Annotated in this window: 22 protein-coding genes and 2 tRNA genes; 9 read left to right on the top strand and 15 right to left on the bottom strand. The window is 63.7% G+C overall.

Annotation, left to right across the window (positions count from 1 at the left end; translation table 11 throughout):
- Positions 1–111 precede the first annotated feature (111 nt).
- From V7Q53_RS18315 to V7Q53_RS18295, 5 genes are all read right to left on the bottom strand, one after another.
- Positions 112–1,221 carry an AAA family ATPase gene (locus V7Q53_RS18315; protein WP_333830195.1) on the bottom strand — a complete coding sequence of 370 codons (1,110 nt, stop codon included), beginning with the start codon at positions 1,219–1,221 and terminating at the stop codon, positions 112–114.
- A 53-nt stretch (positions 1,222–1,274) separates the two neighbouring features.
- A complete protein-coding gene (locus tag V7Q53_RS18310) occupies positions 1,275–1,670 on the bottom strand; it encodes a hypothetical protein (protein WP_333830194.1) in 396 nt (131 codons plus the stop codon).
- A 299-nt stretch (positions 1,671–1,969) separates the two neighbouring features.
- Complete coding sequence (locus tag V7Q53_RS18305; RefSeq protein WP_333830193.1) at positions 1,970–2,164, bottom strand: helix-turn-helix transcriptional regulator; 195 nt, start codon at positions 2,162–2,164, stop codon at positions 1,970–1,972.
- A gap of 87 nt (positions 2,165–2,251) precedes the next feature.
- Positions 2,252–2,914 (bottom strand): hypothetical protein, encoded by a 663-nt coding sequence (locus V7Q53_RS18300; protein ID WP_333830192.1) that lies wholly within the window; start codon positions 2,912–2,914, stop codon positions 2,252–2,254.
- Entirely contained in the window at positions 2,911–4,167 is a 1,257-nt protein-coding gene (locus V7Q53_RS18295) for a tyrosine-type recombinase/integrase (protein WP_333830191.1), read from the bottom strand. The genes V7Q53_RS18300 and V7Q53_RS18295 overlap by 4 nt, the downstream gene beginning before the upstream one ends.
- 178 nt (positions 4,168–4,345) lie before the next feature.
- Between V7Q53_RS18295 and V7Q53_RS18290 the strand changes: the two genes are divergently transcribed.
- Positions 4,346–4,472: transfer RNA gene (locus tag V7Q53_RS18290), tRNA-Ala, on the top strand.
- Positions 4,473–4,660: 188 nt separating this feature from the next.
- Here V7Q53_RS18290 and V7Q53_RS18285 read toward each other — a convergent pair.
- Positions 4,661–5,560: a LysR family transcriptional regulator gene (locus V7Q53_RS18285; RefSeq protein WP_333830190.1), complete on the bottom strand. Its 900-nt coding sequence runs from the start codon at positions 5,558–5,560 to the stop codon at positions 4,661–4,663.
- A 115-nt stretch (positions 5,561–5,675) separates the two neighbouring features.
- Here V7Q53_RS18285 and V7Q53_RS18280 point away from each other — a divergent pair, with 115 nt between their 5' ends.
- Both V7Q53_RS18280 and V7Q53_RS18275 read left to right on the top strand, forming a co-directional pair.
- Complete coding sequence (locus V7Q53_RS18280; RefSeq protein WP_333830189.1) at positions 5,676–6,608, top strand: VOC family protein; 933 nt, start codon at positions 5,676–5,678, stop codon at positions 6,606–6,608.
- 71 nt (positions 6,609–6,679) lie between these two features.
- Positions 6,680–7,291, top strand: a complete 612-nt coding sequence (locus V7Q53_RS18275; protein ID WP_333830188.1) for an alpha/beta hydrolase — start codon at positions 6,680–6,682, stop codon at positions 7,289–7,291.
- 4 nt (positions 7,292–7,295) lie between these two features.
- On the opposite strand, the gene V7Q53_RS18270 is transcribed toward V7Q53_RS18275, so the two are convergent.
- Positions 7,296–8,762 (bottom strand): patatin-like phospholipase family protein, encoded by a 1,467-nt coding sequence (locus V7Q53_RS18270; RefSeq protein WP_333830187.1) that lies wholly within the window; start codon positions 8,760–8,762, stop codon positions 7,296–7,298.
- A 250-nt stretch (positions 8,763–9,012) separates the two neighbouring features.
- Here V7Q53_RS18270 and V7Q53_RS18265 point away from each other — a divergent pair, with 250 nt between their 5' ends.
- The 6 genes from V7Q53_RS18265 to V7Q53_RS18240 all read left to right on the top strand — a co-directional run bounded on the left by V7Q53_RS18265 (position 9,013) and on the right by V7Q53_RS18240 (position 18,675).
- Positions 9,013–9,765 (top strand): bestrophin-like domain, encoded by a 753-nt coding sequence (locus tag V7Q53_RS18265; protein WP_333830186.1) that lies wholly within the window; start codon positions 9,013–9,015, stop codon positions 9,763–9,765.
- A gap of 168 nt (positions 9,766–9,933) precedes the next feature.
- Positions 9,934–11,724, top strand: a complete 1,791-nt coding sequence (locus V7Q53_RS18260) for an FAD-dependent oxidoreductase (RefSeq protein ID WP_333830185.1) — start codon at positions 9,934–9,936, stop codon at positions 11,722–11,724.
- 3 nt (positions 11,725–11,727) lie between these two features.
- Complete coding sequence (locus V7Q53_RS18255) at positions 11,728–13,572, top strand: 2-oxoacid:acceptor oxidoreductase subunit alpha (RefSeq protein WP_333830184.1); 1,845 nt, start codon at positions 11,728–11,730, stop codon at positions 13,570–13,572.
- Positions 13,569–14,624, top strand: coding sequence for a 2-oxoacid:ferredoxin oxidoreductase subunit beta (locus V7Q53_RS18250; protein WP_333830183.1), 1,056 nt, complete (start codon positions 13,569–13,571; stop codon positions 14,622–14,624). The genes V7Q53_RS18255 and V7Q53_RS18250 overlap by 4 nt, the downstream gene beginning before the upstream one ends.
- A gap of 80 nt (positions 14,625–14,704) precedes the next feature.
- A tRNA-Lys gene (locus V7Q53_RS18245) sits at positions 14,705–14,780 on the top strand.
- Between the two features lie 268 nt (positions 14,781–15,048).
- Complete coding sequence (locus tag V7Q53_RS18240) at positions 15,049–18,675, top strand: S8 family serine peptidase (RefSeq protein ID WP_333830182.1); 3,627 nt, start codon at positions 15,049–15,051, stop codon at positions 18,673–18,675.
- A gap of 90 nt (positions 18,676–18,765) precedes the next feature.
- On the opposite strand, the gene V7Q53_RS18235 is transcribed toward V7Q53_RS18240, so the two are convergent.
- The 8 genes from V7Q53_RS18235 to V7Q53_RS18200 form a co-directional block, all read right to left on the bottom strand.
- Positions 18,766–19,218 (bottom strand): CoxG family protein, encoded by a 453-nt coding sequence (locus V7Q53_RS18235; protein ID WP_333830181.1) that lies wholly within the window; start codon positions 19,216–19,218, stop codon positions 18,766–18,768.
- A gap of 102 nt (positions 19,219–19,320) precedes the next feature.
- Positions 19,321–20,148, bottom strand: a complete 828-nt coding sequence (locus V7Q53_RS18230; RefSeq protein WP_333830180.1) for an XdhC family protein — start codon at positions 20,146–20,148, stop codon at positions 19,321–19,323.
- Positions 20,145–21,374, bottom strand: coding sequence for a vWA domain-containing protein (locus V7Q53_RS18225; protein ID WP_333830179.1), 1,230 nt, complete (start codon positions 21,372–21,374; stop codon positions 20,145–20,147). The genes V7Q53_RS18230 and V7Q53_RS18225 overlap by 4 nt, the downstream gene beginning before the upstream one ends.
- A complete protein-coding gene (locus V7Q53_RS18220; protein WP_333830197.1) occupies positions 21,371–22,249 on the bottom strand; it encodes an AAA family ATPase in 879 nt (292 codons plus the stop codon). The genes V7Q53_RS18225 and V7Q53_RS18220 overlap by 4 nt, the downstream gene beginning before the upstream one ends.
- Before the next feature lie 52 nt (positions 22,250–22,301).
- On the bottom strand, positions 22,302–24,719 hold the full coding sequence (locus V7Q53_RS18215) for an aerobic carbon-monoxide dehydrogenase large subunit (RefSeq protein WP_333830178.1): 2,418 nt from the start codon (positions 24,717–24,719) through the stop codon (positions 22,302–22,304).
- The gene (locus V7Q53_RS18210) at positions 24,716–25,210 is read right to left on the bottom strand and encodes a (2Fe-2S)-binding protein (RefSeq protein WP_333830196.1); all 495 of its coding nucleotides are present in this window, start codon (positions 25,208–25,210) and stop codon (positions 24,716–24,718) included. The genes V7Q53_RS18215 and V7Q53_RS18210 overlap by 4 nt, the downstream gene beginning before the upstream one ends.
- 7 nt (positions 25,211–25,217) lie before the next feature.
- Positions 25,218–26,072: an FAD binding domain-containing protein gene (locus tag V7Q53_RS18205; RefSeq protein WP_333830177.1), complete on the bottom strand. Its 855-nt coding sequence runs from the start codon at positions 26,070–26,072 to the stop codon at positions 25,218–25,220.
- A gap of 234 nt (positions 26,073–26,306) precedes the next feature.
- On the bottom strand, positions 26,307–26,780 hold a 474-nt coding region (locus V7Q53_RS18200), incomplete at its 5' end, for a LytTR family DNA-binding domain-containing protein (RefSeq protein WP_333830176.1).

The raw sequence follows: 26,780 nt of genomic DNA, 5'->3' as shown, positions 1-26,780 counted from the left end.
CCGCGCGCCCCCCCCGTACGACCTCCCCCAGCCACTGATGACTATCCGCGACACCCCCGCCCGGGGGCGCCGCAGGTACTTTGGAACCGGGTTGGAAGGGGGTTGGAAGCGTCATTCGGGTTCGCCTTGTGGGTTGGAAGTCTCGGGGAATGTCAGGAACTGCCGCCGCTTAGAGCGCGGCCCATCTTCGCCGATGACGATTTTGCCAGCCGCCAAGAGCGAATCCATAGCCCGGCCAAAGGCGCGCTTGTTGACGCCTTCTGCATCCGGCAACAGCGCAAACACCTTCCCCGCATGGGTTGGCCCGCCTGCATGGTTGACGCGCCTTCCTTGTTCGATTGTCTGGCGCAGCAGCTTGAGAAACACGCGCTCGGCCTTGGCGTTTCCTGCCATGCGGTCCAACCCGGTTTCCTGTGCGTGTGCGACGAAAACACCAGCTTGCCAGCGCAAGGGGATTTCGCCGCCTGTCGGCCCATAGTTCGACTTCATGGTTTTCAGTACGCGGGCGTCTGGGTCTGCCTCATACCCTTCATCTTTGACGCGCTCGAGGTACAGGCGCGACCGGACGCTGTTGTTCCAGCCGGTTGAGCCACTGGTGCCGCTGCCGGAATTCAGCCCAGACAAGGACGGGTGCGCAAGCACGACAACGGCGCACTGGTGCCGGATTGCCAGCCCGCGCAACATGCCGATGAATTGGCGCGCCTGTGCCCGGTCGTTTTCATTGCCGGGAAACAGATCTGCCAGGGTATCGAGAACAACGAGCGAAGGTGCATCCTCCTGCAATCGTCTATCAAGCTCTTCATACAGGGCAGACGGGCGCAGCGCCCCTGTGCGGCCATTCTGCGCGGCTAGCAGTGCATCCTCGCCCGCAAGGCTGCGAAGGGTCACGCGGTGCAGGTCGGCGGGTGTTACGGCCTCTGCGCGGCATATGTCGGCAATCCGGCGGTGCAGTTCGTCGCGGTCATCTTCGGCGCTGATAAACGTAGCGCGGCCATCCATGACGGGTTGGCCCAGCCAAGCGCGGCCAAGGGCTGTTGATACGGCAAGCTGCAACGCCAGCAGGCTCTTTCCGGTGCCACCATCCCCGCCCAGAAGCGTGACGGTTCCAGAAGGCACCAGCCCATCCACCAGCCATTTGCGCGGCGGTATGTGCTCGCCCTCAAGATCCGAAGCCGGAAAGAACATTGACGATCTGCGCGGCGCGCTGTCCTGCTCTTCCATATAGGCTTCCATCGGCGGCATGGGCGGGATGCTATGGAAAGGGTCATGAATTTTCATGGTGCGCCCCTTCCAAGAAAGCTTCCTTGCGCATCAACGCGGCTTAAAAAAGCCTTGCGGTCTGCATCGGTGAGGCTGGCCCAGATCGCAACAAACAGACGCTTGCGCATTTGAATACCCAGCGCGCGCTTGCCCAAGCTTTTAAGGGCCGCTGCAAAATAGACTTCAAGTTCTGCCACGTGTGCGGTGTCTGCCCAAAAAGCGGCATCCGCACGCAAGTTTCCGAAGGGGTCAGATTTCGGCGGATCGCCTGCGGCCAGATCATCCAGCGATGCCGCCATGATCTGGGCTGCATCTTCGGGATGGCACTGACTGATTGCATAGGAAAGTGCCGCTGACAGTTCCGCGCGCAAACGCAACTCTGGCGTTTGAAAGTCGGTTTTGTGTTGCATTTTACTGCCTCGGATATTTGCCCAAGGCGCGGCAACGTGCTAATATTCAACCTGCCTCAATTGAATACCTGCCCCGTCCGCGCGTCATGCGGGCGGGTTTTACTTTTGAATGATTGCGGGTTCTGGCGTCCCGGTTGTGTCCAGATTGCAGGCGATGCGCAGATCATCCAGCGCGGCCAGCATGTGCCGGGCAAGCGCGGGGTGATCTTCGGCCCTGTTGCAAAGTATCTGCATCAGTGCGGCGCTGTGTCCTGCGCATCGTGCCATAACCGGGCGGGTAAATTGACGTTCCCAGTTCATCACGCGGCCCCGCGCATTTCTTGGGCATCCAGCCATGTGATTATCTCGGCTTCGCGCCAGAACCGGCGGTTGCCGATGTAAAAGGGCTTGGGGAACCCTGAATTCGGATCGTTCAGTTTGCGCCAAACCCACATGTCAGACACATCACCGCACAGGGCGCGTACTGCTGAAGCTTGAATTCTTTTCTCGGACATTGTCACGTTCCTTTCGGTTAGAACATGACAAGTTCTTGCATGGCGAATTCCCTCCCCGCACGGTGGGGTAAGTTCGAATTTTTGGGCTTACATTCCCCTATCGTCATTTTTGTGGAAAACACGGTAGGCATTCATCGTGCGATCGACGCTCCATTGCTTCCCGCTAAAATCGATCAAGTCGGCAATAAAATTGTGATACCTAGTTCCCTGCGAAGCTTTAAGCGGTGCTTTTTTTCTCTCAAATTTCAACCAAAGTTCGACGGCGATTTCGCACAGCCGAACTTTATTTGAAAATTCTGCATCCCTTTGGGTTTGATGCATTGAGAAAAAATCATCCACTCGTTCTCGCATCGTTGAAAGAAGCCCCTTCTTGCGCGGCATGGCGAATTCATAAGGGGACTGAAAAAGTTTGGACGAAGAAACAAAGGGCGTTTTGCCCGTCAAGTCATACTTGATACGCATCAGTCGTCGCCAAAGGTCAATTCTATCGCTACGGATCTTAAGCGGCAACGCGTGATACTCTTTCCAAAGTTCGTTTGTCAGGCGTTCGATCTTATCGAGGCGTTCCTGCACGTTCTTTTTGTCAATAGCCTCAACAAGATCGCCTGCGATGAGCCATGAACTCGTCAGGAAAAAGGCTTCAGATTCTAATTCTTTTTCTGTCCACTCGTATTTAGGAAAGTGTGCCAACAACAAGTCGCGTGCGGCCTTACTTTCCTGAGTAGGCGCAATTGATTCTTGTTCTCTCATCCCCGCGCCCCTTGCATCTGCACCACGTTGCCCGGTTGGCCTTCGACCAGCGCCAGAACATACCGCCCCCATGCCTCCAATGCGGCCCGCTTTTCGCCTGCATAGTCGAAGCGGTTATAGACCCCAGCAACGCCCCGCCGCGTGCCGCTGCGATGGTTCAGCACGGCCTCGACAATGTGCGGTGGGAAGCCCAGCCCTGCCATGCCTGTGGCGGCGGTGCGGCGCAGATCGTGTAGGGTGAATGCGTCCAGTTCGACCGGTTCCGGCTGGCCTTCGCTGGCAATCTCACCCATCAACTTGCCAAGTCGATCCTTTGCGCGCGTGAAGCCCGAAACAGGGCTTTCGCCGGTCGTGGTGAAGAACAGCCCGGCCTTGCCCCTGATCTGCACCACGTTCCCCAGCGCATCGCGCACGGCCTCGGGCAAGGGTAGGGTGTGTTCATCGCCGTTTTTCGAGCGCGCCGCCGGGATGGTCCATTCTTCGCCCCTGATTTCGCGCTCGGTCATCCCCGCGACTTCGCCGCGCCTCTGGCCTGTGAGTAGCATAATCTGGAACAATGGCCCGAACGGCTGGCCCATCTTGTCGCACGCCTGCCAAAACAACTTGATTTCGTCATCCGTCAGCACGCGGTCGCGCGGCTTCTCAGGGGCAGGGGGCTTAATCCCGTCCAGCGGATTGGACTGCACAATGTCGCGGCCCTTGGCCCAGTTGAACAGCGTGTTCAGATGCGCGCGCAGCCGGTTCGCCGTGACAGGGCTTCCCCTGTCAACGATCCCATCCAGAACCTCGATCACATCGCGCTTGGATATGTCGTGGATCTTTCGCCCGCCCCATGCGGCGAGAACTTCGCGGCGAAACATCGCAGCCACGTCATCCGCGCGGCGGTTGCGGCTGGCATGGCGTTTCAGGAACTGTTCGACAACGCTCTGAAATTGGTCGCGGTCATCTTGCTGCGCCTCGACTTGCGCGGCTCTGGTGGCCTTCTTTGCCTGTGCCGGGTTCTGGCCCGCCTCGACTTGTTCAAGCGCCTCTGTCGCCACTGTCCGCGCCTGTGCGAGTGTCATCATCGGCCACTTGCCAAGGGTCAGCTTGGCAGGCTTGCCCGCGTAGCGATAGCGCAGTGCCCAGCCCTTAGCGCCGCTCGGCTGGACCACCAGATAAAGCCCAGGCACGATCCCGTCCGGGATTTCGCGGCGCTTGTCCGGGTCAGGCTTCGCCGTTTCGACTGTCTTTGCTTTGAGTGCGCGTGCCATGTGTTACCCCGCTGTTACCCGGCCATTTGTTCGGGTTGCCAATGCCTTGCCGGTTCGCGCCCCTCGCCGCCCATTTTCCCTGTGCCTGAGCGTCAAGAAATCGCTTAGGGGTAACACAGGGGTAACAGATTGGCTTGTTTTTGGTCGTTACCCGTTGTTAGTCACAATGCCTAACTTTGAGGTCATGGTCAAGCAAAACAAGGGTTTTTCGTCTCCATGATGTTTTGAGTCGTTAGGCCATGTTTGGCTTCGATTTTTGAATGGCATTCAAGAGGTCAGCGGTTCGATCCCGCTTGGCTCCACCAAGTTAAACAGTGAAAAGCACGGATAAGCTTTTCAGTTGTTGACTGCCAGATTTCCTTTGAATTCAAGGCAAACCCTTCGGGGCGCCGGGCGCGTGTGACGTGCCGTTTGCTGTTTTCTCATGCGGTTGGCGGGTAACCGCTGGCTGAGTCCCCAGCGACCAGGCTGAGGAATCTAGGCTGCCAGGCGCTCAGAGCGGCCGGGTTTCCCGGACATGAACCTCGAAAAAGTCGGAAAATGTCGATACGCGCAGCGGCAGCCGATCATAGGGCGGATAAAAAAGCGTAAGCCATATCTCCGGAACGCTCCAGTCCGGCAGAACCTGCACCAGCTGCCCCGCCTCCAGCGCCTGCGCCACGATGAACCGGGGCAGCAGCGCGATGCCCTCGCCATTGATGGCCAGTTGCGCAAGCAGATCGCCATTATTGGCGCAGAACGCGCCGCTGGCGATATGGGTGTGGTGGCGCGACCCGCGCGAAAGCCGCCATTCTTCGGGGTTCGGCCCGTTCGCATAGCTCAGGCAGCGGAACTCACCCAGATCACCGGGCGTGCGGGGTGTGCCCTGCGCCGCCAGATAGGGCGGTGAGGCCACCAGAACCCGCGGCACCGGGCAGATCTTGCGCCAGATGGTCGATTTATCAGTGGGCGGGCCAGAAATGCGGATTGCCAGATCGAAATCTTCTCCCACGATATCGACAAAGCTGTCTGACAGGGTCAGCGCCACGCGGGTTTGCGGGTGAAGTGCCGCGAATTGCGACAGCACCGAAGGCAGCACCCTGATCCCCAGCGACATGGGCGCTGAAACCCGGATCAGCCCCGATGTCAGGCCCTGCGACTCGCGCACCGCTTCCGCGGCCTCGGCCAAGGCGATGACCGGCTGGCCCACGCGGGCGCTGTAAATCGTCCCGGCTGAGGTCAGCGAGACCTGTCGCGTCGTCCGTTTGAAAAGCTGCACGCCCAGCCGCTCTTCCAGCGCCGCAACCATCCGTGTGACCGAGGCCGGGGTCATTCCCAGCGCCCGCGCGGCCCCCGCGAAGCTGCGCTGCTCGGCGACCGCAAGGAATACCCGTATCGTTTCAAGCTCTCCCATGGCGCCACTATTACATTTTTCGCAATAGATAATGCAACATTATCCCCATTCTGTAAAATTATCGCCGGGCCTATATCCGGGGTCATACAATCGACCTCAGGATCGGAGACTTTCCATGCTTACCCAGATCAAAGGCCTGCACCATGTCACGTCAATGGCGGCGGATGCGCAGGAGAATAACGATTTCTTCACCAAGCTGCTTGGCCTGCGCCGGGTCAAGAAAACGGTGAATTTTGACGAACCCAGCGTCTATCACCTGTATTACGGCGATGAGACCGGCACGCCGGGCAGCGTGATGACCTACTTCCCCTTCCCCCATATCGTGCGCGGCCGCCCCGGCGCGGGCGAGGTGTCAGAGACCGTGTTTGCAGTGCCGAAAGGCACCCTTGGCTATTGGCAGGAGCGCCTTGGCAACCACGGCGTTTCCGGGCTGGAGGCGCATGAAGGCTTCGGCGAGAAGCGGTTGCGCTTTCAGGGGCCGGATGGTGACGGCTTTGTGCTTGCCGAAGTCGATGGCGATCCGCGCGCAGCCTACGGCGGTGGCCCGGTGCCTGCCGATGAAGGAGTGCACGGCTTTCAGGGCGTGACCATGCGGCTGCGCGACGGCGGTGCCACGGGTGAGCTGCTGAAGTTCATGAACTATGAGGAAGTTGCCCGGCGCGGCAATGTCACCCGCTATGGCGTCAAGGGCGGCAACGGCGCGGATTTCGTTGATCTGGAGGTGTTGCCGGGAACAGCACCAGCGCGGCAAGGCGCGGGCTCGGTCCATCACGTTGCCTTTGCGGTCGAGAACCGCGCAGCACAGCTGGAAGTGCGCAAGGCCCTGATGGACACCGGCTATCACGTCACCCCGGTGATTGACCGGGACTATTTCTGGGCAATCTATTTCCGCACCCCCGGCGGCGTGTTGTTCGAGATTGCCACGAACGAGCCGGGCTTTGACCGTGACGAGGATACCGCGCATCTGGGCGAGGCGCTGCGCATTCCTGCGCAACACGCCCATCTGCGCGACCGGATCGCGCAAATGCTGCCGCCGATCGCTGACTGATCCTGTTCACTTCCCGTGGCTTCCCGCGCAGGCAGCAGACCTGCGCGGGCTTGGAAAAACGGAGCGAAACCATGTCCCTTGATGCCTATCACCACATCGCCAGACGGTCCGAACCCGGCGCGCCGCTGGTCTTTACCTTTCACGGCACCGGCGGTGACGAACACCAGTTCACCGGGCTGGTGGCGCAGTTGTTGCCGGGGGCCGGGCTCGTTGCGCCGCGCGGGGATGTTCTGGAACACGGCGCCAACCGCTATTTCCGCCGCACCGGCGAGGGCGTCTATGATATGGCCGACCTTGCCACCCGCACGGCGAAAATGACCGGCTTCATCAGCGCCCACCGCGCGGCCAATCCCGGCGTGCCGGTCTATGCGCTGGGCTATTCCAATGGCGCGAACATCCTTGCCTCGGTGCTGTTCGGGGCGCCTGACCTGTTCGACCGGGTGGTGCTGATGCATCCGCTGATCCCGTGGAAACCTGCGCCCAACCCGGCGCTCGCCTCGGTCAGCGTGCTGCTCACCGCTGGCAAGCGCGATCCGATCTGCCCCTTACCGCTGACGCAGGCGCTGGCCGACTACCTGAGGGAGCAGGGCGCGCCGCTCACCCTGTCGCTGCATGACGGTGGGCATGAGCTGCGCCAGACCGAGCTGGACGCGATTGCGGGTTTCCTGACCCCCGGTGCGTGACGCGCTATTGCTGCGGCCAGGGTGAACGGCGCACGCCCGCGTGGCGGCGGATGGCGGCAACGGTTTCGCGGATCTCGGCATTCTCGCGCACCGCGCGCCGGCCGGCATCGATCAGCAGATCAACCTGATCCTCTGGCAGGCTAAGGCGGGTGGGAATACGGTTGAGCGCTTCCTGTGTCTCGGTGTCGAAGTCGTGGAAGGACAGCAACTCAACGGTGATGCGCACGTCACGGCAGTTCCAGCCGTTCAGGCTGCCGCGATGGCGGATCACCTGCGCCTCGGACAGCGAACAGCGGAAGCGGATGATATCTTCCTGCCATTGCTGCGCCGCCAGCCTCAGCGCATCGAACCCCTTGCGCACGGATGAGGTGATGGTGGTCTGCGATACGGCTGGCAACAGTTCGGAAAGGCGCGGCCTTTGCGCGCGGCTTCCCCATTCCGGCAGAGTTTGCCGCCCGGCATCGGTGACGATGAACAGCAGCCGCTGCAGGCGCACCGCCTGTTCGGCGGTCAGCGGCCCGTGGGGCGTATCGGCCGAGGCGCGCTCAAGCGCAAAGCCCGTCACGCCCAGATTGTCGGTCAGTCCGCCGTCCAGCAGCCGCACCGTGGTCAGCCGGTCGCTGCGGCGGTAGCTGTCGAGCGCGCGGGCATGCGCGTTCAGGCGCACCGGCGCTTCGCGGTCGTCCAGCGCGCGCTCCAGCCACGCAGGGCGGCGGTAGCCGCAGTCAGGGCTGTCGGCGGTGATGTCGAGCGGGGCAAAAACCACCGGCACCGCCGCCGAGGCCGCCACCGCATCGGCGATGCGCAACTGGTTCAGATCGCTGCACAGCGCGGCAAAGGTGTCATGCGTGAAAAGGAACGGCACACCGTTGAAGACATCCGATGCCGTCAGCCAGACGGTGGGCGCATCGGGGTAATCAAAGGCGGAAAAGGTTGCGCCGTCAAACAGGTTGCGGTCCATCCAGTCGGCAAGGCTGCTGCGGTCGTTGACGCCGCCTGACCATGCGCGCAACAGGTTGACGGGCGAGGCGACCGAGGTGCGCATGCTCGCCTCGACATCCTGCACCAGAAAACGCTCGCGGAAATCATGGAACTGGTCTGGCCCGTGCTGCGCGAAATAGGCCGCTGTCACCGCCCCGCCCGAGGTGCCCGAAACCATGTGAATGCTGTCGGTCACCGAGCGTTCGCGCGGGTCTTCGTCGATCACCGCCGCATCCAGTTCCCGCAGGACGCCATAGGCAAAAGCCGCCGCCCTTGTGCCCCCGCCCGAGAAGGAGACCCCCACCACCAGCGCGCCGTCATCGCCGAAATCATTGATGAACTGCGTGGATGCGCGCATGGGCACCGGCGAGACGGTATTGATGGGCCCGGTATCGGAGACCGAACAGCCCCCAAGTGCCGCCGCCAGCATCAATGTGGCAAGACCGGGAATGCATCTGCCGGGGCGTTGACGAAAGGGCAGGCTGGGCAAGGCGCGTTTCCCGTTACTGAACATGCGGTGCCTGCGCATATGGCGGGGTCTGTGCTTGCGGCAACGTCAGGCAAAAGCCTGCCACAGGAGCCGGACCTTGCCAAGCGATTCCCCGCATCCTGACAGGGCGGTTTATCGTCAGTTTCAGCTTGCGGTCAGGGCCGGGTGCCGCTCTATTCAGGGAAGAACCCGTCTTTGGCGGCAAAGTGGGTGCGGATGGGAGTGGGGCGCGGGCAAGAGGATACGAAGCATGCTGCATCTGAATGACCTGCCGGGCGCCTTCATCCTGTTGGGCTGGATCGTGGCGGCCAGCGTTGTGGCGCTCTACGCGGCCCAGTTGCTGCTGCGCATGTTTAACAACCGCCTGCACGGCGAGACATCGGCGGTGCCGGTCAATTCTTTCTTCGGGGCGATCACCACGATCTGGGCTCTGGTCTTCGGTTTTGTTGCCGCCGATGTCTGGTCGGCCAATTCAGGCGCTGCGGTTGCGGCCGTGGAAGAGCGCTCAGCCCTGATCCGCCTTGCCGGTATGGCCGATGCCGCTGCGCTGGATCTGCCTGATCTGGAGGGCGCGCTGCATCGGTATGTCATCGCGGTGTCCCGCTCGGAATGGAATGAAAACGGCAACCGCGCCCCTGCGCCCGAGGCCGAGGTGGCGCTGCAATCCATCCGGCTGGCGCTGCTGGCGGCGGCGGCAACGGATGTGCCGACGGTGCTGGTGGGCAAGATGATTTCGGACTTTGACGAATTGCAGGATGCCCGCACCAAACGGCTGGCCATCGGGGCGGGCGATATCCAGCCGCTGAAATGGGCGCTGGTGATCATGCTGGGCCTCATGTCGATGGTGTCGATCGCGTTCGTGCACCGTGACAAGCCCCGCGCCGGGCGTACTGCGCTGAAGATTTTCACCATAGCGGCGGCGGCGGCGATCTGGCTGGTGCTGCTGCATTCCGCGCCTTATCTGGGCCCGGTGCGCATCACGAGTGCGGAAATCGCGTTCTAGCGCGATCACCACTTTGTACACCCGGGTATACACGCATTTCCTTGCAATTTCAGATCTGATCTCCGATCCTGCCATCAGGAGGGGCTGCGCCGGTACTGTGCCGCGCAGCGCGCGTTCAGAGGGGTGGCCTGGCCCCTGCGGGCGGGCAAAAGGGCAAGGGAGATCCTGTTGCAAAAAACGGATATTACCAATCCGAATTATTTCCTGAAAGTCGTGGATTGTCAGTGGGCTTGCCCGGCCCACACCCCGGTTCCCGAATACATCAGGCTTATCGCCCACGGTCGCTACAGTGATGCCTATATGATCAACTGGCAGTCCAATGTCTTCCCGGGCATTCTGGGCCGCACCTGTGACCGCCCCTGCGAACCCGCCTGCCGCCGTGGCCGGGTGGAAGATGAAACGCTGACCGGCAAACGGACCGAGCCGGTGGCGATCTGCCGCCTCAAGCGGGTGGCGGCGGATTTCAAGGATGACATCACCGACCGTCTGCCGCAGGCGCCAGAGCCCAACGGGCGGCGGGTCGCCTGTGTGGGGGCGGGGCCTGCCGCGCTGACCGTGGCGCGCGATCTGTCGGTGCTGGGCTATGCGGTCACGCTTTTTGACCATAACCCCAAGGCGGGCGGGCTGATCCGCACGCAGATCCCCAAGTTCCGCCTGCCTGAGGCGGTGATTGACGAGGAGGTGGCGAATATCACCGCCATCGGCACCATCACCATCGAGAACCGGCGCATCGGCAGCCTTGCCGCGCTGCGGGCTGAGGGGTGGGATGCGGTGTTTGTCGGCTCCGGTGCGCCCAAGGGCCGTGATCTGGACCTGCCGGGCCGCGCTGAAGGTGATGCCAACATCCATCTGGGGATTGACTGGTTGGCCTCCGTCTCATTCGGGCATGTCAGCCGGATCGGCAAGCGGGTGATCGTGCTGGGCGGCGGCAATACGGCGATGGATTGCTGCCGCACCGCGCGGCGTCTGGGCGGTGCCGAGGTCAAGGTCATCGTGCGCTCGGGCTTTGATGAGATGAAGGCTTCACCATGGGAAAAAGAGGATGCGCTGGCTGAGGATATTCCGATCCTCAACTGGCATGTTCCCAAGGCTTTCGTGGTCGAGGATGGCACGCTGAAGGGCATGACCTTTGAAATTGTCCGTGCCGAATATGAGAAGGGCCGCCGCAAGCTGGTCCCCACCGGCGAGCCTGACCCGTTTATCCCCTGTGACGATGTGTTGGTTGCCGTGGGTCAGGAAAATGCCTTTCCCTGGGTGGAGCGCGATATCGGGCTGGAATTTGACCCGCGCTGGGACATGCCGAAGGTGGACACCGTCACCATGCAAAGCTCGCTGCCCGATGTGTTTTTCGGGGGTGACGCGGCCTTTGGCCCCAAGAACATCATCTGGGCGGTGGCGCATGGCCATGCCGCCGCAATCTCCATCCACAAGCATCTTGAGGGTGAGGACGTCTCTGAGCGGCCCCCGCCGGGGGTGAATATCGCCAGCCAGAAGATGGGCATTCATGAGTGGAGCTATGACAACGACATCGCGCTCGATGCCCGTTTCAAGGTGCCGCATCTGGTCAAGGACCGCGCGCTGGGCAACCTGCATGCCGAGGTAGAGCTGGGCTTTGACCCTGAACTGGCCTGGAAAGAGGCGCAGCGCTGCCTGAACTGCGATGTGCAGACGGTATTTGAAGCGCCGCTGTGCATCGAATGCGATGCCTGTGTCGATATCTGCCCGATGGACTGCATCACCTTCACCGAAAACGGCGACGAGGCCGAGTTGCGGGCGCGCCTGAAAGCCCCGGCACTGAACCCCGATCAGCCGGTCTATATTGCTGACGGGCTCGATACCGGGCGGGTGATGGCCAAGGATGAGGATGTCTGCCTGCATTGCGGGCTTTGCGCCGAACGCTGCCCCACGGGTGCCTGGGACATGCGGAAATATCTTATCGAAACAGCGCAGGCGGGATAAGGCATGGTACCGAGACTGAGCGCGATCAACGATTTCGTCGTCAAGTTCGCCAATGTGAACGGCTCCGGATCGGCCAGTGCGAATGAGCTGTTCGCGCGTGCGATCCTGCGCATGGGTGTGCCGGTCAGCCCGCGCAATATCTTCCCCTCCAACATTCAGGGCCTGCCGACATGGTATGAGGTCCGGGTGTCCGAGGCCGGGTATCTGGGCCGGCGTGGCGGGGTCGATATGGCCGTGGCCATGAACCCTGAGACATGGAAGCAGGATCTGGCCGCCATCACGCCGGGCGGCTATCTGTTCTATGACAGCACCCGCCCGCTGCCCGCCAGCGCCTTCCGCGACGATATCACCGCCATCGGCGTGCCGCTGACTGCCATCTGCAACGCCACCTATACCGACCCCCGCCAACGCCAGTTGTTCAAGAACATCATTTATGTCGGGGCGCTTTCGCATCTTCTGGGGATCGAGGCCGGGGTGATCGAGGCGCTGTTTGCCCAGCAGTTCAAGGGAAAGGAGCCGCTGATCGCCTCCAACCGCACGGCGCTGCACCTGGGCCGCGACTGGGCGCGCGACAACCTGCCCGCGGATATCTGCGCGCTGAAGGTCGAACGGCGTGATGCCGTGGGCGACATGATCTTTGCCGAGGGGAATGCGGCGGCGGCGCTGGGCGCGGTCTATGGCGGTGCCACGGTCTGTGCGTGGTATCCGATCACTCCATCATCATCAGTGGCCGAGGCCTTCGAGGGCTACTGCAAGAAACTGCGCACCGACCCTGAAACCGGGCAGGCGCGCTACGCGATCATCCAGTCCGAGGATGAGCTGGCCTCCATCGGCATGGTGATCGGCGCGGGCTGGAACGGGGCGCGAGCCTTCACCTCCACCTCCGGCCCCGGTGTCAGCCTGATGACCGAATTTATCGGGCTGGCCTACTTCGCCGAAATCCCCGCCGTGATCATGAATGTGCAGCGTGGCGGGCCCTCCACCGGCATGCCCACCCGCACCCAGCAATCGGACATTTTCTCCTGCGCCTATGCCTCGAACGGCGACACGAAACATGTGCTGCTGTTCCCCGAAGACCCGCGCGAATGCTTTGATTTCGCCGCCGATGCGCTGGATCTGGCCGACCGGCTGCAAACCCCGGTCTTTCTCATGTCAGACCTTGATATCGGCATGAACACCCGCCTGTGCAGGCCGTTCGAGTGGGATGAAAGCCGCAGGCTGGACCGGGGCAAGGTGATGACGGCGGCTGAACTTGAAGCGGGCAAGACCTTTGGCCGCTATCTGGATGTCGATGGCGACGGCATCCCATGGCGCACGCTGCCCGGCACCCACGCCGCAAAGGGCTCATTCTTCACGCGCGGCACGACGAAAAACGCCTATGCCAAGTATTCCGAGGAAGGGGCCGATTACGTCGAGAATATGGAGCGGCTTCAGCGCAAGTTCGACACGGCGAAAAAGCTGGTCCCGCAACCGATTTTGCGTCAGGCCGACAAACCCACGAAACTGGGCGCGCTCTATTTCGGCTCCACTGCGCCTGCGATGGACGAGGCGCTGGACCATCTCGCCGCCGCTGGCCAGCCCCTCGACGCGCTGCGCCTGCGCGCCTTTCCCTTCCCCGATTCCGTGCGCGCATTTATCGAGGCGCATGAGCAGGTGTTCGTGGTCGAGCAGAACCGCGACGGGCAGATGCGCAGCCTCATCGTCAACGAGCTGGGCATCGACCCTGTGCGGCTGGTGCCGGTGCTGCACTATGACGGCACGCCGATCACCGCGCGTTTCATCGGTCAGAGCATCCGAAACCATATCCAGCAAGGCGCGCTTGCCCCTTTTGAGAGGGCTGTATCATGACTTATATCGCCAAGCCAAAGCTGCACCACCCCTCGCTGCCGCGCAACGACGTGGGCTTTACCCGGCGCGATTATGAGGGGGCCATTTCTACGCTCTGCGCCGGATGCGGGCATGATTCGATCTCGGCCGCCATCGTGCAGGCCTGTTTCGAGCTATCGATAGAGCCGCACCGCGTGGCCAAGCTTTCGGGCATCGGCTGCTCATCGAAAACGCCGACCTATTTCCTGGGTGCCAGCCACGGGTTCAACACCGTCCACGGGCGCATGCCCTCGGTGCTGACGGGCGCGTATCTGGCGAACCGTGACCTGATCTATCTGGGCGTGTCAGGCGATGGTGACAGCGCCTCCATCGGGCTGGGGCAGTTCGCGCATATCATGCGGCGCGGTGTGAACATGACCTATATGGTGATGAACAACGGGGTTTACGGGCTGACCAAGGGGCAGTTTTCGGCCACCGCCGACAAGGGGTCAAAGGCCAAGAAGGGCGCGGTCAACACCGATTCCGGCATTGATCTGGCCTCGCTGGCGATCCTGATGGGCGCAAGCTTTGTCGCGCGCTCGTTCTCAGGTGACAAGGGGCAGCTTGTGCCGCTGATCAAGGCCGCGATCAGCCATCCCGGCCCGGCGATACTGGATGTCATCTCGCCCTGCGTGGCGTTCAACAACCACAAGGGCTCCACCCGCAGCTATGATTATGTGCGCGAGCATAACGCGACGCTGAACCGGCTGGACGTGATCATGGGCACCGACCCGATGACGGCCGATTATGCGCCCGGCACCAGCGTGATCATTGAGCAGCCCAACGGCGAACGCCTTGAGCTGCACAAGGTCGCCGAGGATTATGACCCTTCGAACAAGGCCGCCGCGCTGTCGTATATTCAGGCGCGTGAAGAGGCCGGGATGGTCACCACCGGGCTGCTTTACTATGACCCGGCGCGGCGGGATCTGCATGGGCGGCTGAACACCACCGACATGCCCCTGAACCAGTTGCGCGAGGATGCGCTGTGCCCCGGCAGCGCGGCGCTGGCGCAAATCAATGACGGGTTGCGCTGAGCGATGCAGGAGCCGGGCGCATTTCTTCGTATTTCGCCCTTGACCCCGGCACCAGTTCTTTCTAGTTAGCCTCGCATTGTGGGCCGGTAGCTCAGTTGGTAGAGCAGCTGACTTTTAATCAGCGGGTCACAGGTTCGAATCCTGTCCGGCTCACCATATCACCAAAGGCCCGTGCACCCTGCCCGGGCCTTTGTTGTTTCCGCAGCAGCCTAAAACAACGCTCCGGGCGACCGGCTTCTCCCCCCAAAACCCCCTCTTGATCCTTGATTTCAGGGCAGTTTTCGGCATGCCGTTAACCCTGAGTAGCGTGCGAGGGGCAAGCGCTGATGATTTCATTGAAAAAAGAATCGGAAGGAGTTAACGTTTTCGTGCGCCAGCATTACCGTGCGTTCCCTGTTCCATCGCTGTCATCTGGAGAGATTTGATGTTGATGTTGTGTACCAGTCGCCTGCGCGGCGCACTGGGGGCACTTGTTCTGGCCGCTGCGGCCAGTTTTTCCGCCCCCGCCCTCGCGAATGAAAACCTTTCCAGTGCCACCCTTCAGCGGCTGACAGAACCACGCGCAATCGTTGACGCGCTGTCAGACAGCACGTCTGGCCGAATTCCGGTGATTGTCGAATTCGCCACACCGGAATTGCCCGCACTGGCCGTCCAAAGCGCCGGAAGCTCTGTCGAAGTATCAGAGGCTGCCGATGCGGCGCTGACCGCGGCAGTGCATGGCGCGCAAAGCTCAATTCTGGCCCGAGTGCTGGAGCTTCCGGATGCGGGCGCTTTCTCTGCCGCGCTCTCCTCGGATGAGCTGAACATCAAGCGGATGGATTTCTCGCCGATGTTCGGCATCGTGGCGGATGCCGCGCTGCTGGAGCGTCTGGCGGCCGACCCGATGGTGGTGGGTATCCATCTTGACGGGCTGGATGCGCCGATGATGCGCAATTCGCTGCCGCTGATCGGCATGCCCGCCGCCTTTGCCGCCGGGGCCACCGGCAACAACTGGCGCGTGGCGGTGCTGGATACCGGCGGGCGGCGCTCGCATGAGTTCCTTAGCCGGCAGATTGTGGCAGCGGCCTGCTACAGCACGACGGATGCCAGCCAGGGCTCCACCAGCATCTGCCCCGGCGGCGCGTCGTCATCGACAAACATCGCTTCCGCCGATGATTGCAGCCGGGCCACGATTGCCGGCTGCGGGCACGGCACCCACGTGGCGGGAACAGCGGCAGGGTTCAACCTGAACCCCAACGGCGTGAACCCTGACTTCGGCGTGGCGCGCAATGCCCGCATCATCTCGATCAACGTATTCTCGCAATTTGCCCGCGACAGTGGCAATTGCGGCTCGCTTGGCCCGCAGTTTACCGGCGGTTGTGCACTGGCCTATGTCACCGACCAGATCAGGGGCCTTGAGCGCGTCTATGCCCTGCGCAATTCGATGAACATCGCCGCCGTGAACATGAGCCTTGGCGGCGGCCAGCGTTTCTCGGCCTGTGATACCGATACCCGCAAACCGATCATCGACCAGCTTCGCGCCGCCGGGATCGCGACGCTGATCGCAGCAGGAAACGACGGCAGCACCTCGTATATCGGCGCGCCTGCCTGTATCTCGTCGGCGATCGCCGTCGCCAGTTCCACCAGCACCGATCAGCGCAGTTCGTTCTCGAACTGGAACAGCCTGGTCGGACTGGTCGCGCCCGGCTCAAACATCGTCTCCTCGGTCGTCAACACGAACAACGCTTATGAATCCTACAACGGCACTTCGATGGCCACGCCGCATGTGGCAGGTGCGTTCGCCGCGCTGCGCTCTGCGGTGCCCGGCGCTTCGGTTGACCAGATCCTAGCGGCACTGCAAAGCACCGGCACACCGATCACCGCAGGGGGGGTTACACGCGGCCGGATCAATGTGGATCTTGCACTGGGGGTTCTGAACGGCGCCCGCCCGACAAACACCAACCTTACCGGCCCCGCGTCCTCGACGCCGGGTCAGTCGGTGACCTTCACCGCGACGGTCAGCACGACAGGCGGTGGCACACCCACAGGCTCGGTCACCTTCCGCAACGGCGGCTCCGCGCTGGGTACGGTCGCATTGTCAGGCGGGACTGCCAGCTTCAGCACCGCGCTACTGCCAGCGGGCAGCAACCAGATCACCGCGGCCTATGGCGGCTCGGGCACGCATGGCCCGTCAACCTCGGCGGTGTTGACGCATACGGTCACAGCGGGCGGCGGCACACGCCCGGTGAATGACGATTTCGCGAATGCCATCATCCTCACCGACACAGGCCGATTTACCGGCAGCAACGTGGGCGCCACGGCCGAACCGGGTGAGCCGCTTCATGCGGGGATCCCGGGTGCGCGCAACAGTGTCTGGTGGCGCGGCACGACCGCAGTCAGCGGGCTGGCCACCATCGACACGTTTGGCAGCAACTTCGATACGGTGCTGGCGGTCTATACCGGCAGCGTAGTGAACGGGCTGACGCCTGTTGCCGCGAATGACGATTCGGGTGGCCTTCAGTCACGCGTGCAGTTCAACGCGCAGGCCGGTGTCGTCTATTCCATCGCGGTGGCAGGCTACGCTGCTACTGACAGCGGCAATATCGTCCTCAACGTGGCGGCTGCGGGCGGCGGCTCCTCGGATGTGGAGGTCAGCCTGAGCGTGCCCGGCGGCGTTGTCCGCCCTGGGGCTCCGGCGCGGCTGGTGGCCGATGTCCGCGCGGTGAACCCGGCGACGGGCACTCCCTCGGGCACGGTGCGGTTCAGCGCCAATGGCACCACGGTGGGCAATGCCACGCTCAGTGCCGGGCGGGCCACGCTGAACGCAACGCTGCCGGTTGGCAGCAACTCGGTAATTGCGCATTATCTGGGAACGGGCACGCATAACGCGGGTCAGTCGGCGGCGCAAACCGTGCTGGTCAGCGCTGTCATGGGGACTGAAACCACGGTCAACCAGCGCACCCGGCACAACCAGCAACGCCCGGTGATTTCGGCACTGGGCCGCGCCGCCGTGGTGGTGTTCGAGGACCAGCTTGTTGCGAACGGCCCCTTCGGGATCACCGCGCAGCGGGTGAACTGGGCGGGCAGCCCCAATGGCGATGCGATCGAGGTTGCTCCCCCGGCTGAGGGCACCAGCTTTCCGCATGTCGCGCAGATGGCGGGCGGAAGCTGGGTTGTCGTCTGGGAGGCAATGGGGCAGGGCGGGCGGCAGGATGTCTTCATGCGCCGCTTCCGCGCCAATGGCCGGGCGATTGATGGTTTGCCGCAGCCGGTAAATGCCTCGAACCGGGGCAACCAGACAGCGCCGCGCGTGGCCGCGCTGGAGGACGGCGGCTATGTGGTGGTCTGGCAGTCCGACAGCGCCGATGGCAATGGCGACGGTATCGTGATGCGGCTGTTTGAGGCCTCCGGCGCGCCGCGCACCGGCGAGGTCGTGGTCAATTCGACCACGGCAGGCGATCAGCGCGGGCCGGATGTGACGGTGCAGCAGGGCGGGGATATCGTCGTGTCCTGGGCCGGGCCGACCGCCACGGGCTTCGGGGCCTTCGTGCGCCGCGCCTCTCTGGCCGGTGTGCCGCTGGGCAACGACAGCATCGTCGGGCAGGCGGGCAACAGCCTCATGCCGCAGGTGCGGGTGGCCGCGCTTGATAACGGCAACTTCGCCGTGGCCCATGAGGCCAGCGACCGGCTGAACCAGCCCGGCCCTTACCGGGTGATGGTGCAGCGCCTGCGGCAGCGCGGGCCGCTGTGGGGCGATGCACTGGCGATGCAGCGCATCATCGACGGCGACCAGCGCACCCCGGCGATTTCAGGGTTGCGGCGCATGGGGCTGGCCACGGCATGGCGCGCGCCGGATGGCGGGCTGAACGGGGTCTGGGTGCAGACCGTTGGCCGCGACGGCCTGCCGATCGGTGCGCCTGAACGGGTGAACAGCACCATCGCTGGCAACCAGTTTGAGCCTGCGGTGGCGCGGGTCGGCACGACGCGGAACTTCTTCGTGGTCTGGACGGCTTCGGGCACTGCGCCGGGGGATGGCACGAATATCATCATCCGCCGGTTCATGGGGCCGTAAAGCCCCGCCACGAGGGCAACAAAAAGAACGCCGCCGCGGGTTTTCCCTACGGCGGCGTTTTCCGTCTGTCTGCGGGTGTTCAGGCGTCTTTCAGGCGTCTTCGGGTGCGCCGACCTTCGCGGCGAATGCGGTAAAGAAGCTGGCCGCCAGTTTCTTCGCGGTGCTCTGGATCAGTCGGCTGCCCAGTTGCGCCAGTTTGCCGCCGATCTCGGCGCGGGCCTCGTAGCGCAGCAAGGTCTCGTCGCCCTGCGCCACCAGATCGACCGAGGCACCACCCCGTGCAAAACCAGCCGCCCCACCCGACCCCTCGCCGGTCAGCGTGAAACGCTCAGGCGGGTTTTCCGGGTTCAGCGTCACCTTGCCACCGAAGCGCGCCTTCACCGGGCCGATCTTCAGCACCACCTTCGCCTCAAGGTCGGTGTCGGAATGCTTGATGAGTTCCTCACAGCCGGGGATGCAGGCCTGCAGCACCTCGGGGTCATTTAGCGCGGCATAGACCACGTCGCGGGGGGCCTTGATCAGGATTTCGTCTTGCAGTTCCATAGGGTTCCTTTCAGCAACAGGGAAACTTGATCCGGGCCACCAGTTCGGCCTGTTCAGGCGTCATGCGGGGCCAGAACCGGGTGAAAAAGCGGGCCAGCCTGCTCATGCGCGCTTGCCCGTGCGCCGCGCCGCCACGATCTGGGCAAGGATCGACAGCGCGATTTCGTCCGGGGTGATGGCGTGGATATGCAGCCCGGCGGGGGCCTGAACCCGCGCCAGCGCTTCGGCCTCCACACCGTCAGCGCGCAGCTTTTCGGCCAGCGCTGCGAATTTGCGGCGGCTGCCGACAAAGGCGATGTACTCCGCCCCGCTGGCGATGGCGGCGCGCAGTGCTGCGGCGTCGCCCTTGCCCTGCGTCGCCACCACGACGAAGCGCTGCACCCCTGGCGCGGTATCAAAGGCAAAACTGTCGCGCAGCGCCTCCACCTCGGGCAGGGGGGCGGCCATCTGGCCGGGTGCGCAGAGCATGCGGAAGAAATCAAACCGCCCGGCCAGATCCGCCAGCGCCAGCGCCACCGGCCCGTCGCCGCAGATCACCAGCCGGGGCAGGGGCAGCACGGGTTCGACGAAGATATCCATCGACCCTTTGGAGGGGCAGCCATTGCGCGCGAAGCGCACGCCTGCGCGTTCTTCGCCAGGATGCACCCCTTCGGCGTCCAGCAATTCTTCTGGCCGCAATGATACAAACTGCGGCGCGCCCGCCCGCATTGCCTCCAATGCGGCCTTGGCGACAGCGGCGCGCGCGCAACTGCCGCCCACCCAGCCCTGCGCCAGTGTGCCATCGGCCAGCACCAGCGCCTTGGCCCCGGGCTTGGCCGAGGTGGCATCGACGGTGCGCACCACGGTCGCCACGGCAAAGACCTGCCCTTCAAGGCGCAGGCGCTCGATCTCTTCGTTCAGACGGGTCTGGCTTCTGGCGGAAAGCGTCATAGGCGGGCAAGCTCCGGTTCGAGGGCTGCGAAATCGGCCAGCGTGGCGGCGGGGGCGAAGAGGTCCACATGGGGCAGGGCGGCGGCCATCCCCTGCGCCACGGGCGCATATCCCTGCCAGCCCTTGAGCGGGTTCAGCCAGATAATCCGGCAGCCGCGTTTACGCAGCCGGGCCATTGCCGATTGCAGGACCTCGGGCGCGCCGGTGTCATAGCCATCGGACAGGATCATCACCACGGTGCGCCCGTTCACGAAGCGCCGGGCATAGGTGCGGGCGAACTGATCCAGCGTCGCACCGATTTTTGAGCCGCCGCCAAACCCTTCTGCCAGCAGCGTCAGCCGGTTGAGCATGCGCAGCGGGTCATCGTCGCGCAGCGCGTCAGATATCCGCACCAGCCTTGTGTGGAACAGGTAGGCATCGGTATCCGGGTCAGCGCGCATCAGCCCGGCCACAAAGGCCAGATAGGGCCGCGCATAACCTGTCATCGAGCCGGAAACATCACACAGCGTGACAATCCGCACCGGCCTGTCCGGCCGCTGCCGCCGGGCCAGTTTCAGCGGTTCACCCCCGGTAGCGAGCGAGGCGCGGATGGTGCGGCGCAGGTCGATCGCCCTGCCCTTGCGCGCGGCACGGCGGCGGCGCGAGCGGCGATCACGGATCGCCCGGCCCAGCCGCGCGGCGATGACTTCGGCCGCGCGGATGTCTTCGGGCGAGACAAGTTTGCGCAGGTCCTGACGCATCAGATTTGCCACTTCGGTAGCGATCAGCTTGCCGGTGCCCTCCGAATGGGTTTCGCCCTGTCCCTTGCCATCATCCGGCTGGTCTGCCGTGCTGGTGCCCGCGCTTTCCCCGTCGCGGGCAGAGCGGCTGTTCTGGCCGTGGCTGCGCGGGCTGGCGGTCACCATCGGGCGCACCTGGCCTGCGTTCAGCCAGAAGGCATCGAACAGATCACCAAAGCGCTTCGCCTCATCGGCTGACCCCGCGCAGAGGCTTTTCAGCGCCAGCCGGACGGTATCAGGCGAAAGGTCATCCAGATGGGTCAGGCCCGACAGCGCGGTCTCGGTCTCGGCCACGCCCAGCCGGAAGCCGTTGTCGCGCAGATGCGCCATGAAGCCCGACAGGCGCGCCGCCGGGCCGGGGTCGCGCGCGGCGAAGCGTGTCGCCCGGGACGGGCGCGCGAGCGAAAGGTCGCGGGACGGGCGCGCAAGGACCAGATCGCGGCTCATGCCGCCTTCCCCGCCAGCCGTGCGGCCACTTCCAGCGGGATCGCCGCGCGGTCGGCCTGCGTTTTCAGCAGTGTCGCCAGCGCCGCCACCAGCGCGGCGGGGTCAGCCGTCAGGTCATTCACCCCCAGCCCGGCCAGCGCGGCGGCGAAATCCAGCATCTCGGCCACGCCGGGCTTCTTTTCCAGATCCTCGGCGCGCAGTGCCTGAACGAAACCCACGATCTGCCGCCCCAGCGCGTCCTCCACCTGCGGGCAGCGCGCGCGCAGGATCGCCAGTTCGGTCTCGCGGTCAGGGTATTCGACGTAGGAATACAGGCACCGCCTGCGCAGGGCATCGGACAGATCGCGCGTGCCGTTCGCCGTCAGGATGACATAGGGGCGCGAGGTGGCGCGGATGGTGCCCAGTTCGGGGACAGTGATCTGGAAATCTGACAGCACCTCCAGCAGATAAGCCTCGAATTCCTCATCTGCGCGGTCGATCTCGTCGATCAGCAGCACCGGCGGATCAGTGCGGCGGATCGCGGCCAGAAGCGGGCGCTCCAGCAGAAATTCCTCGGAGAAGAGCCGCTTCTCGGCCTCCCGCGCGCTTTCCCCGTCCTCGGCCGCGGCGCGGATCGCCAGCAACTGGCGCTGGTAATTCCATTCATAGATCGCCTGCGCGGCGTCCAGCCCCTCATAGCATTGCAGGCGGATCAGCTCGGCCCCCAGCATGGCTGACAGCGCCCGTGCCACGTCAGTCTTGCCCACCCCGGCGGCGCCTTCCAGCAGCAGCGGGCGGCCCAGAGCCATCGCCAGATGCAGCGCCATCGCCAGATCGGGGGCGGCGACGTAGCCTTGCGCGGCCAGCCTTTCCTGCAGGTTCTGCCAGTTTTCCATCGGCTGACGCGGGGCGCCCGCAAGCGCCCCGCCCTCCTTGTCCCTGCCCGGCTTATCCATGAAGACCAAGCTGGTTGGCGATCTTCCAGATGCGCCAATGGTCATGCGGCATATGGGCATGGCGCAGACCAAAGGCGCGGAAGGCGTCATGCACCGCATTCGAGAACGCAGGCACCCCGCCCACATTCGGGCTTTCCCCCACGCCCTTGGCCCCGATGGGGTGGTGCGGGCTGGGGGTTTCCGTGAAATCGGTGGTGTAATGCGGTGTCTCCCACGCGGTGGGAATGAAGAAATCCATCAGCGTGGCGGTCTTGCAATTGCCGATCTCGTCATAGGCAATCTCCTGCCCCATGGCGATGGCCAGCGCCTCGGTCAGCCCGCCATGCACCTGCCCCTCGATCACCATCGGATTGATCCGCGTGCCGCAGTCATCCAGCGCATAGAACTGGCGGATCTCGTGCTCCCCGGTATCCACGTCAATCTCCATCACGCAGATATAGGCCCCGAACGGATAGGTCATGTTCGGCGGATCATAGTAGCTGACAGCCTCCAGCCCCGGCTCCAACCCCGGAATGGCCTGGTTATAGGCGGCATAGGCGATGTCTTTCATGGTCTTGAACCGCTCGGGCGCGCCCTTGACCACAAAGCGGTCCACATCCCATTCCAGATCGCCCTCATGCACCTCCAGCAGCCATGCCGCGATCATCTGCGCCTTGGCCCTGATCTTGCGCCCCGCCATGGCCGTCGCCGCCCCCGCGACCGGGGTCGAGCGCGAACCATAGGTGCCCAGACCATAGGGCGCGGTGTCGGTGTCGCCCTCCTCGATAGTGATGCTGTCGGCGGGCAGGCCGATCTCTGACGCAAGGATCTGCGCGAAGGTCGTCGCATGGCCTTGGCCCTGACTGATCGTGCCAAGGCGGGCAATGGCGCTGCCGGTGGGATGGATGCGGATTTCGCAGCTGTCGAACATCCCCATGCCCAGAATGTCGCAGTTCTTGACCGGCCCCGCACCCACGATCTCGGTGAAATGGGTCAGGCCGATGCCCAGAAGCTTGCGGGTTTCACCGCGCTTGAAGGCTTCCACCCTTTCCGCCTGTTCACGCCGCAGCCCGGCATAATCGACGGCGGCAAGCGCCTTGTCCCAGGCGGTGTGGTAATCGCCCGAGTCATATTCCCACCCCAGCGCCGAGTGATAGGGGAACTGGTCGGCGCGGATGAAATTGATGCGCCGCAGCTCAGCGGCATCCATCCCCAGCTCGATCGCCAGAACCTCGATCATCCGCTCGATGAAATAGGCCGCCTCCGTCACCCGGAACGAGCAGCGATAGGCCACGCCGCCCGGCGCCTTGTTGGTATAGACGCCATCGACACCGACATAGGCCACCGGGATGTCATAGCTGCCGGTGCAGATGTGGAAAAATCCGGCGGGGAATTTGGTGGGGTCGGCGCAGGCATCGAACGCACCATGATCGGCGGTGACATGGCACCAGAGGCCGGTGATCTTGCCCTCTTTGGTGGCGGCGATCTTGCCCTGCATCCAGTAGTCACGCGCAAAGGCCGTGGCCATCAGGTTTTCCATCCGGTCCTCAACCCATTTCACCGGGCGGCCGGTGACGATGGAGGCGACGATGGAGCAGACATAGCCGGGGTAAACACCGACCTTGTTGCCGAAACCCCCGCCGATATCGGGCGAGACCACGCGGATATTGTGCTCTTCGATACCCGAAAGCAGGCTCGCTACCGTACGCACCACATGCGGGGCCTGGAAGGTGCCCCAAAGCGTCAGCTTGCCGTTGACCTTGTCCATGCTCGCCACCGCGCCGCAGGTTTCCAGCGGGCAGGGGTGGGTGCGGTGGTAATAGATCATCTCTTCGGCCACGACATCGGCGCTGTCCAGCACCTGCTCGGTCGCGGCCTTGTCGCCCTCCTCCCACAGGAAGATGTGGTTGTGATGGCGGCGCGGGCCGTGGGCACCGGCGCTCTGGCCCGCCAGATCCTCGCGCAGCACGACATCGCTTTGCAGTGCCTTGAAAGGATCGGTCAGAACCGGCAGTTCCTCATAATCCACCTCGACCAGCTCAACGGCGTCGGCGGCGATATAGCGGTCCTCGGCGACGACAAACGCAACCTCCTGCCCCTGAAACAGCACCTTGCCATCGGCCAGCACCATCTGCTTGTCACCGGCCAGCGTGGGCATCCAGTGCAGATTCAGGGGCGCGAGGTCTTCGGCGGTCAGAACGGCGATGACGCCGGGCAGGGCCAGCGCGGCTTCCTTGTTGACCGAGCGGATACGCGCATGGGCATAGGGCGAGCGCACGAAGTCACCCTGCAACATGCCGGGCAACTTGATGTCATCGACGTAATTGCCCTTTCCTTGCGTGAACCGGACATCCTCGACCCGCTTGCGCGAGCAGCCCAGACCCTTGAGATTGGCAATGCGTTCTTCACGGCTTGGCGAAAGATCGTTCATTCGGCGGCCTCCTGCGCGGCGTTGATCTCGCTGGCGGCGGCGAGGATCGATTTGACGATGTTCTGATAGCCGGTGCAGCGGCACAGATTTCCCGCCATGCCGAAGCGCACCTCCGCCTCGGTGGGTGCGGGGTTTTCCTGCAAGAGGCGGTGCGCGCGGGTGATCATCCCCGGCGTGCAGAAGCCGCATTGCAGCCCGTGATGCTCGCGGAAACTGCGTTGCAGGACATGCAGCGCATCGGGTGAGCCCAGCCCCTCGATGGTGGTGATCTCGGCGCCATTCGCCTGCGCGGCAAAAACAGTGCAGGATTTCACCGACTTGCCGTTCATCTCGACGGTGCAGGCGCCGCAATGGCTGGTCTCGCAGCCGATATGCGCGCCGGTCAGGTTGAGCCGCTCGCGCAGGACATGGATCAGCAGTTCACGCGGCTCGGCCAGCAGTTCTTCGGCCTTGCCGTTCACGGTCAGCTTGATGTGCATTTTGGTCATGATGCCCCCCTCAGGCGCGCGACCAGGCGCGCTGGATCGCCCGGGTGATGATGATACCGGCCACATGGCGTTTGAATTCGACGGGGCCGCGGTTGTCCTCGGTCGGGTCGATATCGGCCAGCGCGGCGTCGGTGGCGGCCCTGATGGCCCCGGCGTTACAATCGGTGCCGCTCAGCGCTGCGGCGGCGGCCTCAGACCAGACGGGCGTGTCGCTCAGATTGGTCATCGCGACCGAGGCATGGGAGACGCGCCCGCCCTCCTTGCCGATCAGAACCGCAGCGGCGGCGGTGGCATAATCGCCGATCTTGCGCTTCTGCTTTTCATAGGCATAGCCGCCGGGCAGCGCAGTAAAGCGCACCGCGGTCAGGATTTCGTCGTCCTCGCGGGCAGTCATATAGGCGGCCTCATAGAAATCGCGCGCAGCAACCTCGCGCTGACCGTCAGGGCCGGTCAGCAGAAAATCCGCGCCCAATGCCTGCATCAGGCCCGGCATGTCATTGCCGGGATCGCCATTGGCGACATTGCCGCCCAGCGTGCCCATGTAACGAACCTGCGGATCGGCGATCTGCAGCGCGGCTTCGCGCAGGATCGGGGCTGCACGGGCGAGCCCTTCGTGCGCGATCAGCTCGGCCTGCGTGACCATCGCACCGATGGTGACGGCGCCGCCCTCAATGTGAATGTCCCTGAGCGCCGCGATGTCCTGCAGATCGACCAGATGCTCAATGGCGGCCATGCGCAGCTTCATCATCGGGATCAGGCTGTGCCCCCCGGCCAGAACCCGCGCCTCGTCGCCAAGGCGCCGCAACAAACCCACGGCGGATGCGATGTCCGCGGGGCGATGATACGCGAAAGCGGCTGGTATCATGATATCCTCCCTCACCCGGTTGCCGGGCCTCTCTGCGACAAGGGGTAGAACGGGCATGGAAGGCGCGCCGAACGGCAGGACATCAACTTCGCGGGCTTTTGCACGAGCGGCGAAATGGCTGCACGAACGGCGTATGCAGCCGCAGCACCGAGAAGCAGGGGACAAAGCCCCTCCTGTTGACTTGCGGCAGCGACGCGCTGTGCAGTCAACCGGGGTCGTGGATATCAGGCGGGTTCACAGGCCCAGAACGGCGCGCACCTCAGGAAGGCGGGCGCGGCTGACGGGAACCTTGCCGAGTGCGGGAACTGAGTCGAAAAAGCAGACCCCGGTGTCTTTCTTGCGTTCAAAGCCGCTGACGTGGTTGCGGTTGACCAGATAGCTGCGATGGGTGCGCACAAAATCGGCTTGCGGCACGCGCGCCTCGGCCTCGGTGATCGACCAGGGGCAGAAGAGCTTCTGCGCGCCGACATAGAGCACGGTATAATGCCCCTCAGCCCGGATGGCGGCGACCGTATCGACGGTGACGAAGCGCGTGTGGCTGTCCTTCTCGTAGGGGATGGTGCTGACCGCTCGCGGTTGAGTGGTGGGTGGCAGAGGGGCGGGGGCAGTGGCAGGTTCTGCAGCCTGGGGCACCGGGGCGGGCAAGGCACCGGGAATGACGACAGCCGCGCGCTGGGGGGCAAAGGTCACGCCGGGCAGCAGGAGGGC

Origin of the sequence: Pararhodobacter sp. (assembly GCF_036802785.1) — a bacterium.
Lineage (GTDB): Bacteria > Pseudomonadota > Alphaproteobacteria > Rhodobacterales > Rhodobacteraceae > Pararhodobacter.
Note: the sequence above shows the minus strand (reverse complement) of the source record. Positions and strands in the feature narration are given on the sequence as shown.

What these genes read in the sequence shown, in the direction of transcription:
- V7Q53_RS18315 (WP_333830195.1), bottom strand. Translation starts at nt 1,221, where the DNA reads ATGGAAGAGCAGGACAGCGCGCCGCGCAGATCGTCAATGTTCTTTCCG.
- V7Q53_RS18310 (WP_333830194.1), bottom strand. Translation starts at nt 1,670, where the DNA reads ATGCAACACAAAACCGACTTTCAAACGCCAGAGTTGCGTTTGCGCGCG.
- V7Q53_RS18305 (WP_333830193.1), bottom strand. Translation starts at nt 2,164, where the DNA reads ATGTCCGAGAAAAGAATTCAAGCTTCAGCAGTACGCGCCCTGTGCGGT.
- V7Q53_RS18300 (WP_333830192.1), bottom strand. Translation starts at nt 2,914, where the DNA reads ATGAGAGAACAAGAATCAATTGCGCCTACTCAGGAAAGTAAGGCCGCA.
- V7Q53_RS18295 (WP_333830191.1), bottom strand. Translation starts at nt 4,167, where the DNA reads ATGGCACGCGCACTCAAAGCAAAGACAGTCGAAACGGCGAAGCCTGAC.
- V7Q53_RS18285 (WP_333830190.1), bottom strand. Translation starts at nt 5,560, where the DNA reads ATGGGAGAGCTTGAAACGATACGGGTATTCCTTGCGGTCGCCGAGCAG.
- V7Q53_RS18280 (WP_333830189.1), top strand. Translation starts at nt 5,676, where the DNA reads ATGCTTACCCAGATCAAAGGCCTGCACCATGTCACGTCAATGGCGGCG.
- V7Q53_RS18275 (WP_333830188.1), top strand. Translation starts at nt 6,680, where the DNA reads ATGTCCCTTGATGCCTATCACCACATCGCCAGACGGTCCGAACCCGGC.
- V7Q53_RS18265 (WP_333830186.1), top strand. Translation starts at nt 9,013, where the DNA reads ATGCTGCATCTGAATGACCTGCCGGGCGCCTTCATCCTGTTGGGCTGG.
- V7Q53_RS18255 (WP_333830184.1), top strand. Translation starts at nt 11,728, where the DNA reads ATGGTACCGAGACTGAGCGCGATCAACGATTTCGTCGTCAAGTTCGCC.
- V7Q53_RS18250 (WP_333830183.1), top strand. Translation starts at nt 13,569, where the DNA reads ATGACTTATATCGCCAAGCCAAAGCTGCACCACCCCTCGCTGCCGCGC.
- V7Q53_RS18240 (WP_333830182.1), top strand. Translation starts at nt 15,049, where the DNA reads ATGTTGATGTTGTGTACCAGTCGCCTGCGCGGCGCACTGGGGGCACTT.
- V7Q53_RS18235 (WP_333830181.1), bottom strand. Translation starts at nt 19,218, where the DNA reads ATGGAACTGCAAGACGAAATCCTGATCAAGGCCCCCCGCGACGTGGTC.
- V7Q53_RS18230 (WP_333830180.1), bottom strand. Translation starts at nt 20,148, where the DNA reads ATGACGCTTTCCGCCAGAAGCCAGACCCGTCTGAACGAAGAGATCGAG.
- V7Q53_RS18225 (WP_333830179.1), bottom strand. Translation starts at nt 21,374, where the DNA reads ATGAGCCGCGATCTGGTCCTTGCGCGCCCGTCCCGCGACCTTTCGCTC.
- V7Q53_RS18220 (WP_333830197.1), bottom strand. Translation starts at nt 22,249, where the DNA reads ATGGAAAACTGGCAGAACCTGCAGGAAAGGCTGGCCGCGCAAGGCTAC.
- V7Q53_RS18215 (WP_333830178.1), bottom strand. Translation starts at nt 24,719, where the DNA reads ATGAACGATCTTTCGCCAAGCCGTGAAGAACGCATTGCCAATCTCAAG.
- V7Q53_RS18205 (WP_333830177.1), bottom strand. Translation starts at nt 26,072, where the DNA reads ATGATACCAGCCGCTTTCGCGTATCATCGCCCCGCGGACATCGCATCC.